This window comes from Asticcacaulis endophyticus, from assembly GCF_014652575.1.
In the GTDB taxonomy this organism is placed as follows: Bacteria; Pseudomonadota; Alphaproteobacteria; order Caulobacterales; family Caulobacteraceae; genus Asticcacaulis; species Asticcacaulis endophyticus.
This window is the reverse complement of the sequence record NZ_BMZB01000001.1, coordinates 1,311,476-1,328,273: the sequence shown is the minus strand read 5'-3', so window position 1 is coordinate 1,328,273 and position 16,798 is coordinate 1,311,476. Positions and strand designations below refer to the sequence as shown.

Genomic DNA, 16,798 nt, shown 5'->3' with positions numbered 1-16,798 from the left:
TGTATCATCAAAAATTGAAACAGCAAGCCAAAATTGATAGCGCTATCATTGAAAAGCGTGTCCAATAGGGGATGTTGACAAAATTGAGCGGCGGGGGAAGCCTAAACTGTTTCCTGAAAACCCCACAATTTGGGAAAAATTGTGTATTTGCAGTCATTTAGACTGGACAAAATCATCGTTTTTTGCCGATTAAAGGTAGCCGTCCACAATTTCATATATAATGACTCGCGATAAGCGAGCATAAAAAGGCAAGGTAGAGAAACATGCGTACCCAACGTGGCGCCAGCCTCACATACGGTTTGCTTGAGACCCTGGGGCAATCGATCGTGATCGGCGATTTCGACAAGAACGGCTTTCCGACCGAAGCGGAGTTATGCATACGCTTTGGCGCCAGCCGGACCGTCGCGCGCGAAGCCGTGAAAATGCTGACCGCCAAGGGCCTTTTGAGCGCGCGTCCGCGTCAGGGCACCAAGGTAGAGCCGATCGCCCACTGGAATTTGCTCGACCCGGATGTCACCCGCTGGCTGATGGAGCGGCAATATTCCAACAAGATCTATCGCGAATTCACTGAGGTGCGCCTGGCGATCGAGCCCGTGGCCGCAGCCCTTGCCGCCCAGCGCGCCAATAAGGCTGAAATCCGCGCCATCAGGGACGGCCTGAACGGCATGCGTAACGAACTCCACGACCATGATGCGGCCCTTGCCGCCGACATTGATTTCCATGTCGCCATCCTCAAGGCATCAGGCAATCCGTTCTTTCTGCAACTGAGGGCCCTGATCAATACGGCCCTGCGCATTTCTATCGGTCTGACGAACAAGATTGCGGGCCATACCGCCTCCATCCCCGCCCACGAAGCGGTTCTGTTAGCGATTGAAAACGGCGACGCTGTGGGGGCTGAAAAAGCCATGCGGGCAATTCTTCTGGAATCGCTGGAGCTTCTGGCCTCATTCCAGCCCGAAACGGCGCATTAGGCCGTTGCCGCCCAAAAGGAAGCAACGGCCTTCAGCCGGTCGTTAAACCTTCGGTGTTATCCGCACCATGATGACGCCGTGTGAAGCCACCGTGCCGCCGAATGTGCCTTTGACGCCTTTGGTCACCGTCTTGGACCACAGGTCTTTGACATCGGCGCGCAAACCGGCGGGCAGATCGATCTGATCCCAGCTTACGCTCATGGTTTTGGCCTCAGCCCCACGGTTGAACAGCACCACCGCGCGATCGCCGCCCTTTAATGGCCGGGCCCAGATTTCGAGATCGCCCTCTTTCCAGATGCGCCGTGCCTGCTGGCCGAGCGGGTCCTGATCGACCGCGATGACATCCTTATTGGTCAGGATTTTGAGCGTTTCCTCACTCATGGTCGACAGGTCGTTGCCTGAGATCAGCGGAGCCGCCAGCATGGCCCACAGCGAAAAGTGCGCCTCGTATTCCGTCTTGGTCATGCCACCATTGCCGACTTCGAGCATGTCCGGATCGTTCCATTGGTTCGGCCCGGAATGGCTCCACAGATTGACCTGTTTATCCAGAATATTGGTCATCCCGATGGAATAGCCCGACTTGCCTTCCCAGGCGTCAAAGATATCCCCGGTCGTGCGCCACATATGGCCGGGCACCGCTGCCCATTTCGACGGCTCATTATCGCCCCACTCGCAGATCGACAGCAGTATATCCCGCCCCGAAGCCCGCAGCGCCTTGGCCATGATCGTATAGGCGGCTTCAGCATCCATGGAGCCGGTGTAGCACCAGTCGTATTTCAGATAATCAACGCCCCATTCGGCATATTGGCGGGCATCCTGAAACTCATAGCCCCGGCTGCCCGGACGTCCGCCGCAGGTCAGCACCCCCGCATCGGAATAAAGCCCGAACTTTAACCCCTTGGAGTGGACATAATCAGCCAGAGCCTTGATGCCCGACGGAAAGCGCTCAGGATCGGCCAGAATATTACCGTCGGCATCGCGGCTTTTTTGCCAGCAATCGTCGATGACAATATACTTGTACCCCGCGTCCTTCATGCCGGACGACGCCATGGCGTCAGCCTGACGGCGCACCATCGCCTCGTTGATATCGCACTTATACTTGTTCCACGAATTCCAGCCCATCGGCGGGGTCGCCGCCAGATCGGGCTTGGGGGCCTCAAGCTTTAGGGTTTCATGGGCCAATGCTGTTGACGCGCACGATAATGCCCCCAAAAAGGCCAGAGCCTTAAGGGCTGTAGTCAGAAAAGACATAAATCCTCCCACGCGGCGCACACTTTCAGCGCCGGTTTAGATGATCCCTCGGTTATTCAGTTATGCCGGAAATCCGCCCGAAATCGCCGTCCGTTGACCGGCGGCGGCTGTTTATGGACCTAATAAATATGATCAATGCGGTGATGGCAAGTCATAAACCTTTTCTAAGCCCGTCCGGCATATTGTGCGTGACGTAAGGGTCATTGGCGTTTAAACACGCCGCAGGGACAGGCGAAAAGGGTTCGGTGACATTGGCTAAGACGGCGATACTGGTAACGGGCGTAGCGGGCTTTATCGGCTTTCACGTAGCGAGTGCCCTGTTGGCGCGCGGCGAAACCGTGGTCGGCATTGATATCGTCAATGACTATTACGATCCGGAACTTAAACACGCCCGCCTGAATCAGATTAATGATCACCCGGCCTTTCGCTTTGTGAAGATGGATGTGGCTGAGGCGGAGGCCGTCAAAGATCTGGTGCTTGAGGCCGGTATTACCCGCATCATTCACCTCGCCGCTCAAGCCGGGGTGCGCTATTCGATCGAAAACCCGTTTGCCTATCAGCGCTCGAACCTTCAGGGGCACTTAAGCATCCTTGAGGCTTGCCGCGCGGTCGAAGGCTTTGAGCATCTGGTCTATGCCTCATCGTCATCTGTGTACGGCGACCGTCCTCTGGCCGGTGATGGATTCAGCGAAGACGACCGCGTAAATGAGCCCGTCTCGCTCTATGCCGCCACCAAGCGGTCGGGCGAACTGATGAGCACCACCTACAGCCACCTGTACGGTATTCCACAGTCGGGCCTTCGGTTCTTTACGGTCTATGGCCCGTGGGGCCGCCCCGACATGGCCTATTTCAGCTTCTCCGAAAAGATCATGAAGGGCGAGGCTATCGAGGTTTACGGCGAAGGCCACATGCACCGCGACTTCACCTATATTGATGATATCGTCGAAGGCATTATCGGTGTACTCGACCACCCACCTGCCGGTGGCAAAAACGAAATCTACAATATCGGCGCCCACCAGCCGGTCGGCCTGATGGAGATGATTTCCACGCTGGAAACCGCACTTGGCCGTGAGGCCAACAAGATCATGCGCCCGATGCAGCCCGGTGATGTCACCACCACCTATGCCGATGTATCTAAGCTCAAGGCCGTCACCGGTTATGCGCCCTCCACCCCGCTCAAAGACGGACTGGAACGGTTCGCGACCTGGTTCAAGGGTTATAAGGGCTTGAACTAAGCGCATTCTGAAAAGTGTGCAGCGGTTTTCAGATACAAATGCGCGTAAAAAAATCACCGGCACAGGTGATAAAGCACGATCCCGCTGGTGGTGGCGACGTTCAGGCTGTCAAAGCCACCATGCATGGGTATCTGCACACTAATGGCGGTATCAAGTATCTCACGCCTCAGGCCCGGCCCTTCGGCCCCCAGTAAAAATGCCGAGCGTTCTGCGGGCACGATCTGATCCAGCACCTGATCACCCGCCGGGCTTAGGGCATAGGCGGTCAGGCCGTGGGTGTTAAGTACCTCTAGCAAACTCTGCCCCGCGCCCAACCGATAGTGCGGCACTACCAGAGCCCCGCCGACACTGACGCGGATAGCCTTCCGGTAAAATGGATCGCAGCAGGCACTATCCAGAACCACCGCATCAACCCCAAAGGCCGCCGCATTGCGCATCAGCCCGCCCATATTGTCAGTATTGGCGATGGCGCTTAAGGCCATAACCCGCAACCGGCCTGTTTGCGCCAAAATGTCCTCAAGGCTTTGCGGCGGCGCGTATCGCCCCAAGGCCAGATAACCGCGATGGATCGGAAAGCCCGCCACCGCATCCATTACCGCCTGATCGACGATATAGACTGGCGCATCGTCGGGCACGCTTAAGCCTTCAAGCCGCGCGGGTGTGGTAAGGACGCTCACCGTCTCACACAAAGGCGAGGCAAACAGCCGCTCCAGCACCACCTTGCCCTCGGCCATAAACAGGCCCTGCCGCCCGGTCAGGTCACGGTCTTTGACATGGCGATAGGGTTCAAGACGGCTATCATTTGCGGAATTTAGAGGTATAACGGGCATAAGATATTGTGATCACATTTACGTAGCCGCCGGATACTTACAGACATTTTCAGTTGAAAATATCCGCGACCTCTCCATGATCAAGCCATACACACATAAGCTGCGTCCTAAAAGCCCTCTTCAAAGTCATACCCATGAAGTCCAAATCCAAACGTCCCAAAACCGGCTACAATAAGCGCGGCGCCAAAGACATCCGTGAAGCGGCCGATTGGTGCGCCTCCCAGAATATCGAAGAAATCGAATGCATGGTGCCGGACCTTGCCGGCGTCGCCCGCGGCAAGATCATGCCGGTGCGCAAGTTCATTCAGGTCGGCTCCATGAACCTGCCGCTGTCGATTTTCTACCAGACCATCACCGGCGATTTCCCGGACTTAGAGGGCATTGTCGGCACGGTTCAGTCCGATACCGACGTGTTTTTACGGCCTGATTTCAACACCCTAAGCGTCGTGCCATGGGCCAACGATCCAACCGCCCAGATCATCCATGACGCCTTTTTACCCGATGGCCGCCCCGTTGAGGAAAGCCCGCGTCAGGTGCTCAGGCGCGTGCTCAAACTCTATCACGATAAGGGCTGGAAGCCGGTGATTGCGCCGGAGCTTGAGTTCTATCTGGTCGAAAAAAACATCGATCCCGACTATGCGCTCAAACCCCCGACCGGTCGGTCGGGTCGGCCTGAAACCGGTCGTCAGGGCTATTCGATTTCGGCGGTCAATGAATTTGATGCCCTGTTTGAGGACATGTACGAATATTCGGAAAGCCAGGGATTGGAGATCGACACCCTGATCCACGAATCCGGCGTCGCCCAGATGGAAATCAACCTGCGTCACGGCGATCCGCTCGAACTGGCTGATCAGGTGTTCATGTTCAAGCGCACCATCAAGGAAACGGCGCTGGAGCACGATATCTACGCGACTTTCATGGCCAAGCCGATGGCGCTGGAGCCCGGTTCGGCCATGCACATCCACCAGTCGGTTTTGGATGCGCAAACCGGCAACAACCTGTTTTCCGACCCGAAAACCGGTGAGCCAACCGAAGCCTTTTTCCACTTTATTGCCGGTCAGCAGAAATACATGCCGGCGATCACCTCGCTGCTGGCGCCCTATGTCAATTCGTACCGGCGCCTGTCGCGCGGGTCCGGCGCGCCGGTCAACACCCATTGGGGCTATGATAACCGCACCGCAGGCCTGCGCGTGCCGCCGTCCGATGCCGAAAACCGCAGGCTTGAGAACCGGATTCCGTCATCGGACGCTAATCCGTATCTGGCCATCGCCGGCGTGCTGGCGACCGGCTATCTGGGCATGATGGAGGCCAATAAACCGGCCGCTCCCGTCGACACGGATATGAGCGAAGTGCCGTCCGGCGACATGCCCTACAGTCTCATTCAAGCCCTGATCAAGATGGAGCGCTCTGAGCCTGTGGCCGAGATTCTGGGCCAGCAATTCATCACCGCCTATTCGCGCGTCAAACAGCACGAGTACGAGACCTTCATGCGCACCATCAGCCCGTGGGAACGGGAGTTCTTGCTGTTGAGTGTGTAACACCCTTTTCCTCCCTTGCGCAGCGGGGGAGGTGGCATTGAGCGTAGCGAAAATGACGGAGGGGGCATAGGGCTGTACGCCTTAATTGCCCCTCACCCCAACCCTCTCCCCGCAAGCAGGGAGAGGGAGAAGTGTTGAAAATGAAAAACACCGGCCACCCAATAGACTCCTGGTACACTCAAACCGCCGACATACCGGCGGCATTACCAGCCTTGAACGGCGATGTCAGAACCCATGTCTGTATCATCGGCGGGGGCTACACGGGGCTGGGGGCGGCTATCGAGTTACGACGACGCGGCATAGAGTGCGTGCTGCTGGAAGGGGCGCGCATCGGCTCCGGCGCGTCGGGGCGCAATGGCGGGCAGATGCATGTGGGGCAGCGCCTCGATCCGCAGCATCTGGAAAGCCTCTTTGGGGCCGATGATGCCCGCGCTTTCTGGGATATGTCGCAGGCCGCGCTGGCCAGTCTGCACGGCTTGATCGCTGAGTTCAGCATCGACTGCGACCTGAAACAGGGTTTGATCCACGCTTGGCACCGCCCGAAGTTTGCGACGGACGACATCGCCTATGCCGAGTTTGTGCGCACAAACTATGGCTATGACAAAACCCGTATCCTGACCAAATCCGAGGTCGCGACCGAGCTGGGCACCGATGTCTATCACGGCGGCATACTGGATATGGGCGGCGGACACCTGCACCCGCTCAAACTCGCGCTCGGCATGGCCGAGGCCGCCCGCAGTTTGGGCGCGCAGATTTATGAACACAGCCGCGTGACCGCAATCACGCCCAAGGGCGAAGGCTATGAGGTGATGACCGAAACGGGCCGCGTCCTCTGCGATCATGTCCTGCTGTGCGGTAATGGCTATATGCACGGCCTGAGCGATGAGGCCGACGCGAAAGTTCTACCGATCAACAACTTCATCCTGACGACTGAACCGCTGACTGATGCGGCCATATTGCCCAATGATTACGCCGCCGCCGACTCGCGCTTTGTGGTTAACTACTGGCGCAAAACGCCTGATAACCGCCTGCTGTTTGGCGGAGGCGAAAACTATACGCCGTGGTTCCCCAAGGATATCCGCGCCTTTGTGCGCAAAAACATGCTCAAAATTTATCCGCAGCTTGAGGGCGTCAACATCAGCCACGGCTGGGGCGGGACGCTGGCCATCACCCTGACCCGCGCGCCATTCGTGCTTCAGCTTTCTCACAATTTCCTGTGCGCCGCCGGATATTCCGGCCAAGGGGTGGTGCTGGCCCCCTATTTCGGCAAATTGCTCGCACATGCCGTATCGGGGGATGGTCGCGATATCGACCTGCTGAGCCGCCTGCCGGTGCCGCCATTTCCGGGCGGGCGAGCCTTGCGTACCCCCGCCCTCATCGCGGGCCTGAGCTGGTATTCACTTATGGATAAGCTTTAGGGGTAACGTATTTAGTAAAGCGCAGCAGGAATGGTATACTAAACGCATTAGGCCAAGGATGCCTTTATGGTTAATTAACATTTCAGGAACATGGTTGCATATCTTACCACATCGTCTGGTAGCCGGAGGGGGAACCGTGTCCGTAACCGAAGCCGTCAAACCCGTTAGCGTCAACGATATCATCGCCCATACCGCCAAGGCCAAAGCCGTTACCAACGGTAAGGTGCGCGACATCCGCTCGGTCACCAACATGCTTAAGATTCTGGCGCTTAACGCCCTGATCGAAGCCAATCGCGCCGGGGAACTGGGCCGCGGGTTTTCGGTCGTGGCCGATGAAGTGCGCGGCATTTCCACCGAAGTCGAAGGGTTGTCGTCGGCACTGGCCAAAGAGCTGGGCGGTGAGTTCGATACCTTAGAGAGACTGACGCAGGACATGGCCCTGCAATCTCAAGGCGCGCGCCTGACCGATCTGGCGCTGAATGCCATTGAGCTGATTGACCGCAACCTTTATGAGCGCACCTGCGATGTGCGCTGGTGGGCGACCGATGCGGCCATGGTGGACGCCGCCGCCGATCCCGCGGCCGACAAATGCGCCTATGCCTCAAAGCGGCTGGGGGTGATCCTCGATGCCTATACGGTTTATATCGACCTATGGCTGTGTGACCTGAACGGCCAGATTATCGCCTCAGGCCGGCCGGGGCAGTACGGTGTTTCAGGTCAGAATGTCGCCGGTCGTGACTGGTTCCAGCGCGCCCGCGCCCTCCATAGCGGTAATGATTTCGCGGTCGCCGATATCACCACTGAGCCACTGCTGAACGGGGCGCAGATTGCGACCTATGCCACCGGTGTGCGGGCGGGCGGCGAAGCGGACGGCAAGCTTTTGGGAATTTTAGGGGTGCATTTCGACTGGCAGCCGCAGGCGCAGACGATCATGACCGGCATCCGTCTGGGGGATGAGGAGCGAGCCAAAACCCGCGCCCTGCTGGTCGATGCGTCGGGGCTGATTATCGCCGCGTCGGACGGCAAGGGCATCCTGTCCGAGCGGGTGCAGATCAAATCCGATGGCCGCGAGTCGGGCCATTACCGTGATCCTGACGGCACCATCACCGCCTATCACAAAACGCCAGGCTATGAGACCTATGCTGGCCTCGGCTGGCGCGGGGTATTGGTGCAGCGGCCGTAAAAGAACTCACCCTCTTGGAGGGGGAGCTGATTTGAGCATAGCTCATATCAGAGGGGGTAAACGGCACTGACCTAAAGGTTACCCCTCCGTCATCCCGCCGAAGGCGGTCTGCCACCTCCCCATCGCTAGCGCGATAGGGAGGAGATAATGTTGGTAACCTCTGGTCAATCGGTTCTAGGGGCTTGCCCCTAGTTTACCGTCGGTTTCTGAATCACCAGTTCCTCGCCGTCGTAACCGACACTGATGACATCGCCATCGGCCAGTGCGCCGCTGAGGATCGACTTGGCGATATGATCGACCAGTTCCTTCTGGATGACCCGTTTCAGCGGACGTGCACCATAAGCCGGATCATAGCCACGTTCGGCCAAGTGGCTGAGCGCCGCGTCATCAATCACCAGACTCATACCGCGCTCAGACAGGCGCTTTTCGATGCCTTTGAGCTGAATGCGGACAATGGCCGACATGTTGTCCCGACCCAGACGATGGAACAGGATAGTCTCATCGATCCGGTTTAGGAACTCCGGTCGGAAGTGACGACGGACATCGTCCATGACCAGCGGCCGCACGGTTTCAATATCGGTCTCTTCACTCATGCTGACCAGATATTGTGACCCCAGGTTCGACGTCATGACGATCAGGGTGTTGCGGAAATCGACCACACGCCCCTGCCCGTCAGTTAGCCTGCCGTCATCCAGCACTTGCAGCAGGATATTGAACACATCCGGGTGGGCTTTTTCGACCTCATCGAACAGCACGACCTGATAGGGACGACGGCGCACCGCCTCGGTCAAGGCCCCGCCTTCGTCATAACCGACATAGCCCGGAGGGGCGCCGATCATGCGCGATACGGAATGTTTTTCCATATATTCAGACATATCCAGCCGCGTGATGGCCGCCTCATCATCAAACAGGAACTCAGCTAGGGCCTTGTTCAGTTCGGTCTTACCGACGCCGGTTGGCCCCAGAAACAGGAACGAACCGATCGGGCGGTTCGGGTCTTTCAGGCCCGCCCGCGCCCGGCGCACGGCATCAGACACGGCTTCCAGCGCCTCATCCTGACCCACGACCCGCTTACGCAATTCATCTTCCATGCGCAGCAGCTTATCGCGCTCGCCCTCCAGCATCTTATCGACAGGGATGCCGGTCCAGCGCGACACGACTTGCGCGATCTGGGAGGAATCCACGACTTCCGGCGTCAACGGGGCTTCCTGAGAGGTCGCTTCGGCCCGTTCCAACTGCTTTTCCAGCGCGGGGATTTGCCCGTACAGGATCTCCGACGCCTTTTGCAGATCACCGGCGCGCTGAACATTGGCCAGTTCGATGCGCGCCCGATCGAGCGCTTCACGCGCCGTGGCGGCGGCCCCGACCTTATCCTTTTCGGCCTTCCACTTTTGCGTCAGGTCAGCCGATTGCTTCTCAAGATCCGACAGTTCTTCGCTGAGGCGTTCCAGACGGGTTTTCGATCCGGCGTCGGTTTCCTTATTCAGCGCCTCGCGTTCGATCTTAAGCTGCACGACGCGGCGGTCGATTTCGTCCAGTTCTTCGGGCTTGGAATCGACAGCCATTCTAACTCTGGATGCCGCTTCGTCGATCAAATCAATCGCCTTATCCGGCAGGAAACGGTCGGCAATATAGCGGTTGGACAGGGTCGCCGCCGAGACAATCGCGCTGTCGGAAATGCGCACGCCGTGGTGGACTTCGTACTTTTCTTTCAGGCCGCGCAGGATCGAAATCGTGTCCTCAACCGTCGGTTCCGACACAAACACCGGCTGGAACCGACGAGCGAGCGCGGCGTCTTTTTCAACGTGCTTACGGTATTCATCAAGGGTCGTGGCGCCGACACAGTGCAATTCACCGCGCGCCAGAGCCGGCTTGAGCAGGTTTGACGCATCCATCGCGCCGTCCGATTTCCCGGCGCCCACCAGGGTGTGCATTTCGTCAATAAACAACACGATCTGACCTTCGGCTTGCGTCACCTCGTTGAGGACAGCCTTAAGGCGTTCTTCGAACTCACCGCGGTATTTCGCGCCCGCAATCAGCGAACCCATATCGAGCGAAAACAACTTCTTGTCCTTAAGCGATTCCGGCACATCACCATTGATGATGCGCATGGCCAACCCTTCGACAATGGCGGTCTTACCCACCCCAGGCTCACCGATCAGGACAGGGTTGTTCTTGGTGCGGCGCGCCAGAACCTGAATGGTGCGCCGGATTTCTTCGTCGCGGCCAATGACGGGGTCAATCTTGCCGTCAAGCGCGGCTTGGGTCAGGTCGCGGGCATATTTATTAAGCGCATCAAAGCCTTCGTCGGCGGAGGCGGAATTGGCGGGTTTGCCTTTGCGAAAGTTCACTTGCGCCTCCTGTAATTGTTTGGCGGTGACGCCGGCGGCTTTGAGAAGTGGCGCGCTATCATTAAGCCCCGCGATGGCGATCAGCAAACGGTCAGGCGTGACAAAGCTGTCGCCCGCCTTGGCCGCTTCGGATTCGGCGTCGTTAAAGACCTTAGCCGTGTCGTTGTGCATGTAAAGCTGCTGACCACCGCCGGTGACCGAAGGCAGTTTCGTCAGCGCCTGATCGACTGCACCGACAAAGGCCGTGGCATTGCCGCCCGCCAGCTCAATCAGGTGCTTCGACAGGCTGTCTTTGTCGTCCAGCATGGCCTTAAGCAGGTGGGTTGGCGTGAAATATTGATAGCTGTTCGCCTGCGCCAAACCTTGGGCGGCGCGGATAATAGACTGGGTTTTTTCGGTATATTTTTCGATGTTCATGGCATCCCCTCAGAAGGCGGAAATTATGGGCGGCCCTCTACTGAGCAACCGCCGACATGAACCTGATATGGTGTGATATATGGATCACACAAGGGGCAACGCATGCGGAATTTTGTCGCGGCTCATATTAGAACCTCCCCTCTGGGAGGGGAGGAGGGAGGCCCGATCTTCCGGGCCGGAAGGTGGGGTATTTAAACACACAATTGCGCTAATTTACCCCCTCTTTCATTTGATCAGGATCAAATGAAAGCTCCCCCTGCAACAGGGGGAGTTATTTTACGTCACATCACATGGCCGATATCATCGACGCGCACAGTGCCTGCGCGGATGACACGGCAATAGATGCCACAATCGCGATGGCCGTAGTGCTCAAACAACGCCGCCACCAGATCGACATCGCGCGCGGCCGTCTCCGGGTTCACATGGGTCGCCACACAGCGCACGATCGGTTTCAAGACCTCTAACTCCGGCCCGTGATCACCCAGTTTGATCGTCTTGCCCACCCAATCATGATCAACAAATGGCGGCAGCCCCTTCATCCACACATTGGCCCGCAAGCGCAACGGATCAAGATCATGGCCAATCTTCGCGCCTAAATCCTTCAGCGAATTAAGATTGAGCAGCGACACAAACCCCTTGGCCGAATCGGTAAAGCGGTGATGATCCACCCGCGTTTCCAGCAGCTTTAGCGGAAAGCGCACCGGGTCGTAGTCTTCATGGGCGGCCAGCACGTTTTCCACATGGCGCGCCAGTGAGGTACGGGCAGCGGCTTGCGTTAGGTCAAATACCTCAACCGAGCCGTCCTCATCTTCGATGCGAAAGGTCTCAGCGATCTCATCATAGCGGGTTTTTAACCGCGCCACGGCGGCAAAGCGCGCCAGCACGGCAAACTTCATCTTGGACAAAAACTTAGGGTCTTCGGCGGTAAATCCCGACGGCCCGACCTCCAGCGCATACAGCCGGTCAAACGGAAAAAAGCCTTCCTCGACCAAGCTAGCCACCTGTAACGGCTCTGGCGTAAAGCCTTTGATCGGGTGGCGGTACAGACCGGATATGGTGAACATAAAAACCCTTTCTTAGAACTCCCCCTGTTGCAGGGGGAGCTTTTATTTGATGTTCCGCATCAAATAAAAGAGGGGGTAATGACCCCACCTTCCGGCCTGATAAATCAGGCCTCCCCATGACTGACAAACGATTCACTGGATCGTTTGTTGGCGTCAAACCCCTCCTTGAGGGGAGGTTCTATTTATCCCATCTCGTCCTCAAGCATAGCCAGACGCTCGGCCTGATCTTCGGCGATCAGGGCGTTGATCATGCTGGCCATATCGCCTTCCATAAACTGCGGCAGGTTATAGATGGTCAGGTTGATGCGGTGATCGGTGATGCGCCCTTGCGGGTAGTTATAGGTGCGGATGCGCTCTGAGCGATCCCCCGACCCCACCTGGGACTTACGGGCATCAGAACGGGCGGTATCAAGCGCCTGACGCTGCTGATCGTACAGTCGCGCCTTAAGGTTGCGCATGGCAATCGCGCGGTTCATGTGCTGCGACTTTTCCGAAGAGGTCACCACGATCCCCGACGGCATGTGGGTGATGCGCACGGCGGAATCGGTCTTATTGACGTGCTGACCCCCGGAGCCCGACGCGCGGTAGGTGTCGATGCGGATGTCTTTGTCGAGGATTTCGATCTCAACGTCCTGGGCTTCGGGCAGCACCGCTACCGTCGCCGCCGAGGTATGGATGCGGCCTTGCGTTTCGGTGGCCGGGACGCGCTGCACGCGGTGAACACCGGACTCAAACTTCATCTTGCCGAACACGCCGTCGCCGGTGACCGAGGCGATGATTTCCTTGTAGCCGCCGGCGTCGCCCTCACTGATCGAGTCGATTTCAACGCGCCAGCCTTGGGTTACCGCATAGCGGCTATACATGCGAAACAGGTCGCCCGCGAAGATCGCCGCTTCGTCACCGCCGGTGCCCGCTCGGACTTCGAGAATGGCCGAGGCGTTTTCGTCCTTGTCCTTGGGCGCCAGCAGCAAGGCCACGCCGCGTTCCAGTTCCGGCAGGCTGGCTTTCAGTTCCTGCAACTCGTCTTCGGCCAGCGGCGACAATTCTGGGTCTTTGAGGGCGATCAGTTCCTCAAGCTCCGGCACCTGCGAACGGGCTTTCAGCACGCGCTCGACCGCTTCGGCGACCGGCTTAAGCTCGGCATGTTCTTTCGACAGCTTGACGATTTCGGTACCGTCAGTGACCGCACCCATGCGGGCTTCGATCATTTTGAAACGATCAAGCACCTGATCAAGCTTTTGTTGCGGCAGACGGATCACGGGGAACACCTTACAGAATTTGTGACCGCGCCTTTAACACCTAACGGGGGTATGTGTCGATAAAGCTTTGGCGCTTTTCCAGTGCTTCCGCCAAAGCCACCAGCTTCGGCGATGACGCCTGCCACTCGATATGCGTATAGCGGAACTCCAGATAGGTCGCCGCAATCGCCAGCGTGATCGACCCCATATCAAGACCGTGTTGTTCGACCTCATCCAGAGTCGGACATTCAGCTTCGGCCACAGCAAAGCCGCGCAGGAGATTACGCTCCCAGCGCGTCAGCCACATCGGTGAGCGCTCAGATTCAGGTCTGCGATTTTCAAGAACGATCTTAACCGTCATTTCCATCAGGCCATCAGCCAGGGTTTCCAGACGCCGCACCCGCCAATGGGCTTCACCACCCATCGGATAGAGTTTAAGCCCGCTGTCAAAATGCGCGTCCAGCCACTGACAGATCAGGGCGGAGTCGAAGTAATTTACGCCTTCATCGGTTTGCAGGGCCGGGATCTGGGAGATCGGATTAATAGCCAGAAGTTCCGGCGCGTCATCGGTCGCCGCCGTCATAAATTCTTCGACCTGATTGGTCAGACCTTTTTCACGCACCGCGATGCGACACTTGCGAACGAAGGGTGATCCCGTACCGATGATAAGCTTCATGTGTGCGATCCTGAAAATGCGTGGGTTTGCGGCTTAAAGACATCGCAACACCCTGTTCGTCAAGGGATTTCGTCGGCAAACCTGTGGCATCAAATTACGCAAATCAGTGTGATCACGCGACACACAAATCTTAATAAACCCTTAAATTACAATGATTTCCGTTTGCGTTAATTTAACACCTTTCGTGTATCCGTTACCACAGTAGAATGCTTTCTCCTCAAAACGAGGCCTTTGGTGACCAAAGAACGTAGTGAATTTAAACTGATCGCGCCGATGGCGCTGATCGTGCTTGCCGCAGTATGTGCGCTGGTGGGCAGCCTGTGGGTCTGGGCCGAACAAACCGACCGGGCCGCCCGTGTCCGCGAAGAAAATCTGGTGCGCGCCGGCATTCAAAATCTGGTCAACGAAAGTTCAGTCCTGCTTAACCCCATGGCCATATGGGACGAAGCCGTCAGGAACACCGATCACAGTTATAACCACGGATGGGTGCAAAACGTCTACGGCGACTACATGAAGAATATTCTGGGCTTTGAGCTGGCATATCTGCTTGATGATCAGAACACACCGGTGTTTGCCTCACGTAAGGGCAAAGAAATTCCGGCCCGCAGCTATAACGGATTTTCGACCGAAGCCCGCAGTCTTCTCCTGGACGTACGCAAGAATTTTAATCCGCAAACCCGTAAGCTGATCCAAAAAGACGCCACCCGAACCAAGTACGGCAAACTGATCCGCGTCAACGGCCGTGTCTATGCTTTTGGCGCGGCGCTTATCAGCACTGACCGCCGAAGCCAGATCACCCGCAACCAGCCATTCGTTATTATGGGCGGGCGGGAAATTTCTGCTTCCGAACTGACCACCCTGGCCGACAGCTATGCCCTGAGCCATGTGCGCATGCTGCGTCCGGGTCAGACCGCCCTGCCCGGCAGTGCTAATGTCATTTTCAATGACGACGCCGGGAGTCCGCTGCTGCATCTGTCATGGATGCCTGAAACACCGGGCCGTAAGCTTTTTATTGGCGCGCTTGGGCCTGTACTGCTGGTGTCTTTGGGCCTTGGGGCCGTAGCCGTGCTGATGCTGCACCAGTCACAGCGCGCCGCCCGCAGCCTGATTGCCTCAGAGGCCAAGGCCAAGCACATGGCCCTGCATGATGGCCTGACCGGCCTGCCCAATCGCACCCTGTTTGCCGATCGCCTGACCCAGGCGACCGAGCGCGTGCGCCGTCTGGGCGGCAATGTCGCCGTCTTCTGCATCGGGCTTGACCGCTTCAAGGATGTCAACGACACGCTCGGCCATCAGGCGGGGGATGAGCTAATCCGCAACTGCGCCAGCCGGATCTCCTCGATGATCCGTGCCGGTGATACTCTGGCCCGTCTTGGCGGTGATGAATTTGTGATTATCCAGACCGATACCGACGGCCATTCGGCCTCGGCGCTCGCCAAGCGTATTCAGGAAAACCTGACTGGCACGGTGACGCTGGATTCCGGTCAGGTGTTCTGCTCGTGCTCGATCGGTGTGACCCTGATCAGCGATGCCGATGTCGAACCGGCCGAAGCGCTGCGTCAAGCGGACCTTGCGCTCTACCGCGCCAAGGAACTGGGCCGCGGTCAGTACGCCTTCTTCGAGCTTGAGATGGACGCGACCATCAAGCTGCGCAAGATGCTGGAAACGGGCTTGCGCGAAGCCATTCATTGCGAAGAAATCGACGTGGTCTATCAGCCGCAGGTCGATCATTTCGGCACCATTGTCGGCGTCGAAGCGCTGGCCCGCTGGACTCACCGTGAGCGCGGTCCGATCTCACCCGGCTACTTCATTCCGCTGGCCGAAGAGTGCAACCTGATGATCGATCTTGGGGCCGTTATCATGCGCCGCGCCATGATGGATAGTCATCGCTGGCCGGGGCTTAAGGTCGCGGTCAATGTCTCGGCCACCCAGTTGCGCGGGGGCCAGTTTATCCCGCGCCTTAAGGAAATGATGAATGAGACCGGTGTATCGGCCACGCGCATCGAGATTGAAATCACCGAAGGTGTGCTGCTGAACGACGACCATCAGACCCAGATCATCCTTAAGGACCTGCGCAGTATGGGCTTCACCATCGCCCTTGATGATTTCGGCACGGGCTATTCGAGCTTAAGCTATCTCGGCCGCTATCCGGTCGATAAGATCAAGATCGACCGCTCATTCGTCTCGAACCTTGGGGTTGATGCCGAAGCCGATGCGGTCATCCGCGCCATCGTCAAGCTGGCCAAGGCTCTGCACCTGAACATCGTCGCCGAAGGGGTCGAAACCAAGCAGCAGCGTAGTATCCTGAAACAGGCCGGCTGCCCGATCATTCAGGGCTTCCTGTTCTCAAAGCCGGTCAAGGTCGAAGAGATCGATGCCCTGCTGGCTGTTCAGGTCGCACCACCTGTTAAGACACGCATCCAAACCTCGGCGCGCACGACCACGTCAGTGTCGCAGTCAATGGCGATGATGAAGTAAGCCATATCAAAAGTCCTTCGGCTTACGCCTCAGTGTACTTTTGATATGCATTATACTCCCCTGGCTTGCCGGGCGAGGTGGCATTGAGCGACAGCGAAATGACGGAGGGGGGGCCTTGTTAGAGGAACCTTACCTTTGTTTATGGATG

At 57.6% G+C, this 16,798-nt stretch carries 12 protein-coding genes; 6 read left to right on the top strand and 6 right to left on the bottom strand.

Features of this window, described 5'->3' with window-relative positions:
• Positions 1 to 263: 263 nt before the first annotated feature.
• Positions 264 to 971, top strand: a complete 708-nt coding sequence (locus IE102_RS05970; RefSeq protein WP_189485497.1) for a FadR/GntR family transcriptional regulator — start codon at positions 264 to 266, stop codon at positions 969 to 971.
• A 42-nt stretch (positions 972 to 1,013) separates the two neighbouring features.
• On the opposite strand, the gene IE102_RS05965 is transcribed toward IE102_RS05970, so the two are convergent.
• Complete coding sequence (locus tag IE102_RS05965) at positions 1,014 to 2,222, bottom strand: glycoside hydrolase family 27 protein (protein WP_189485496.1); 1,209 nt, start codon at positions 2,220 to 2,222, stop codon at positions 1,014 to 1,016.
• A 251-nt stretch (positions 2,223 to 2,473) separates the two neighbouring features.
• Between IE102_RS05965 and IE102_RS05960 the strand changes: the two genes are divergently transcribed.
• Entirely contained in the window at positions 2,474 to 3,457 is a 984-nt protein-coding gene (locus tag IE102_RS05960) for an NAD-dependent epimerase/dehydratase family protein (protein WP_189486024.1), read from the top strand.
• A 53-nt stretch (positions 3,458 to 3,510) separates the two neighbouring features.
• Here the strand turns inward: IE102_RS05960 and IE102_RS05955 are convergent, their stop codons facing one another.
• Positions 3,511 to 4,287, bottom strand: coding sequence for a TrmH family RNA methyltransferase (locus tag IE102_RS05955; protein WP_189485495.1), 777 nt, complete (start codon positions 4,285 to 4,287; stop codon positions 3,511 to 3,513).
• Between the two features lie 134 nt (positions 4,288 to 4,421).
• On the opposite strand from IE102_RS05955, the gene IE102_RS05950 reads away from it, so the two are divergent.
• From IE102_RS05950 to IE102_RS18020, 3 genes are all read left to right on the top strand, one after another.
• Entirely contained in the window at positions 4,422 to 5,825 is a 1,404-nt protein-coding gene (locus IE102_RS05950; protein WP_189485494.1) for a glutamine synthetase family protein, read from the top strand.
• 140 nt (positions 5,826 to 5,965) lie between these two features.
• Positions 5,966 to 7,243, top strand: a complete 1,278-nt coding sequence (locus IE102_RS05945; RefSeq protein ID WP_189485493.1) for an NAD(P)/FAD-dependent oxidoreductase — start codon at positions 5,966 to 5,968, stop codon at positions 7,241 to 7,243.
• A 136-nt stretch (positions 7,244 to 7,379) separates the two neighbouring features.
• Positions 7,380 to 8,426: a methyl-accepting chemotaxis protein gene (locus IE102_RS18020; RefSeq protein WP_308429903.1), complete on the top strand. Its 1,047-nt coding sequence runs from the start codon at positions 7,380 to 7,382 to the stop codon at positions 8,424 to 8,426.
• 188 nt (positions 8,427 to 8,614) lie between these two features.
• Here IE102_RS18020 and clpB read toward each other — a convergent pair whose 3' ends face one another.
• The 4 genes from clpB to IE102_RS05920 all read right to left on the bottom strand — a co-directional run bounded on the left by clpB (position 8,615) and on the right by IE102_RS05920 (position 14,172).
• A complete protein-coding gene (gene clpB / locus IE102_RS05935; RefSeq protein ID WP_189485491.1) occupies positions 8,615 to 11,194 on the bottom strand; it encodes an ATP-dependent chaperone ClpB in 2,580 nt (859 codons plus the stop codon).
• A gap of 281 nt (positions 11,195 to 11,475) precedes the next feature.
• Entirely contained in the window at positions 11,476 to 12,258 is a 783-nt protein-coding gene (locus tag IE102_RS05930) for an MOSC domain-containing protein (protein ID WP_189485490.1), read from the bottom strand.
• A 182-nt stretch (positions 12,259 to 12,440) separates the two neighbouring features.
• Positions 12,441 to 13,514: a peptide chain release factor 1 gene (prfA, locus tag IE102_RS05925; protein WP_189486023.1), complete on the bottom strand. Its 1,074-nt coding sequence runs from the start codon at positions 13,512 to 13,514 to the stop codon at positions 12,441 to 12,443.
• 43 nt (positions 13,515 to 13,557) lie between these two features.
• On the bottom strand, positions 13,558 to 14,172 hold the full coding sequence (locus IE102_RS05920; RefSeq protein ID WP_189485489.1) for a glutathione S-transferase N-terminal domain-containing protein: 615 nt from the start codon (positions 14,170 to 14,172) through the stop codon (positions 13,558 to 13,560).
• 234 nt (positions 14,173 to 14,406) lie between these two features.
• On the opposite strand from IE102_RS05920, the gene IE102_RS05915 reads away from it, so the two are divergent.
• Complete coding sequence (locus IE102_RS05915) at positions 14,407 to 16,650, top strand: bifunctional diguanylate cyclase/phosphodiesterase (protein ID WP_229807583.1); 2,244 nt, start codon at positions 14,407 to 14,409, stop codon at positions 16,648 to 16,650.
• Positions 16,651 to 16,798 lie beyond the last annotated feature (148 nt).